At 66.9% G+C, this 1,761-nt stretch carries 2 protein-coding genes; both read right to left on the bottom strand.

Annotation, left to right across the window (positions count from 1 at the left end):
- On the bottom strand, positions 1-1,076 hold a 1,076-nt coding region (gene dnaJ, locus ACOJTB_RS13830), incomplete at its 3' end, for a molecular chaperone DnaJ (protein ID WP_420103109.1).
- A 154-nt stretch (positions 1,077-1,230) separates the two neighbouring features.
- A partial coding sequence (locus ACOJTB_RS13825; protein ID WP_420103108.1) for an Hsp70 family protein occupies positions 1,231-1,761 on the bottom strand: 531 nt, incomplete at its 5' end.

Raw genomic sequence — 1,761 nt, 5'->3', positions numbered from 1 at the left:
GCGGTTTCCGGATGGTTGCTGTGCGAGCTCTCGCGCTCGAACTCCTCGAGCAATTCGCGTTGGCGAGCGGTGAGCTTCTGCGGCGTCTCGACGACGACCTGGATGTAGAGGTCGCCCATGTCGCGCGAGCGCAGCACGCTCATGCCCTTGCCCTTCACGCGGAACTGCTTGCCGGTCTGCGTGCCTTCGGGAACCTTGACCCTGGAACGCTCGCCAGACAGCGTCGGCACCTCGATCTCGCCGCCGAGCGCGGCCGTCACCAGCCCGATCGGCACGCGGCAGAACAGATCGGCCCCGTCGCGCTGGAAGATCGCGTGCGGCTTGATCGACAGGAAGATGTAGAGGTCTCCCGCCGGCCCGCCGCGCAGGCCCGCCTCGCCCTCGCCGGCGAGGCGAATGCGCGTGCCGTCCTCGACGCCGGCCGGGATGTTGACCGAAAGCGTGCGCTCGCGCGTGACGCGGCCGGCACCCTGGCAATTCTTGCACGGATCGTCGATCACCTCGCCGCGGCCATTGCAGGTCGGGCAGGTGCGCTCCACCGAGAAGAAGCCCTGATTGGCCCGCACCCGGCCATGGCCGCCACAGGTCGGGCATTGCCGCGTCTTCGAACCGGGATTGGCGCCGGTGCCGGAGCAGGCTTCGCAGGAGACCGAGGTCGGCACGCGGATCGAGGCGTTCTTGCCGGCGAAGGCCTCTTCCAGCCCGATCTCGAGATTGTAGCGCAGATCGGCACCGCGCTCGCGGCCATTGGCACTGCGCGGCCCGCCGCGGCGGGCGTCGCCGAAGAAGGAATCGAAGATGTCCGACATGAAGTCGGAGAAGTCGGGATTGCCGCCGCCCCCGCCGCCCTGCTCGAACGCGGCATGGCCGTGGCGGTCATAGAGCGCGCGCTTCTGCCCATCGGAGAGGACCTGATAGGCCTCGTTGATTTCCTTGAACTTGATCTCGGCCTGCACGTCGCCGGGATTCTTGTCCGGATGGTGCTGCATGGCCAGCTTGCGGAAGGAGCTCTTCAGCTCGACTTCCGTGGCGGTGCGGCTGACGCCGAGGATCTCGTAATAGTCGCGCTTCGACATCGAAACGTTCTGTCCCTGTGCCCCTGCGCGTCATGGCCGGGCGTGACCCGGCCATCTCCGGCGGAGGAGCCGCTATGCTCTGCGATGACGCCTTCCCGTAACGAGAGGGCCGGGTCAAGCCCGGCCATGACGTCTTTGTCGATGAAGAGCGCGCTCAGGCGCTCTTTTTCTTGTCGTCCGAGACGTCCTTGAAGTCGGCGTCGATGACGTCGTCCTTCTTGGCCGCCTCGGCGCCGGCCTCGGGCGGGGCGCCCTCGGCCGGGCTGGCGGCGTACCTCGCCTCGCCGAGCTTCATCGAAGCCTGCATCAGCTCGTCGGTGCGGGTCTTGATCGCCTCGGGATCATCGCCGCCCAGCGCGGTCTTCAGGCCCTCGATCGCGGTCTCGATCGCGCCCTTGTCGGCCTCGGAGACCTTGTCGCCATAGTCCTTCAGCGACTTCTCGGTGGAGTGGACGAGGCTTTCGCCCTGGTTCTTGGCCTCCACCAGCTCGCGGCGCTTCTTGTCCTCGGCGGCGTTGGCCTCGGCATCCTTCACCATCTTCTGGATGTCGGCATCGCTGAGGCCGCCAGAAGCCTGGATCTTGATCTGCTGCTCCTTGTTGGTGGCCTTGTCCTTCGCCGTCACCGAGACGATGCCGTTGGCGTCGATGTCGAAGGTCACCTCGATCTGCGGCATGCCGCGCGG

Source organism: Allobosea sp., from assembly GCF_048595345.1.
Classification (GTDB): Bacteria; Pseudomonadota; Alphaproteobacteria; order Rhizobiales; family Beijerinckiaceae; genus Allobosea.
Note: the sequence above shows the minus strand (reverse complement) of the source record. Positions and strands in the feature narration are given on the sequence as shown.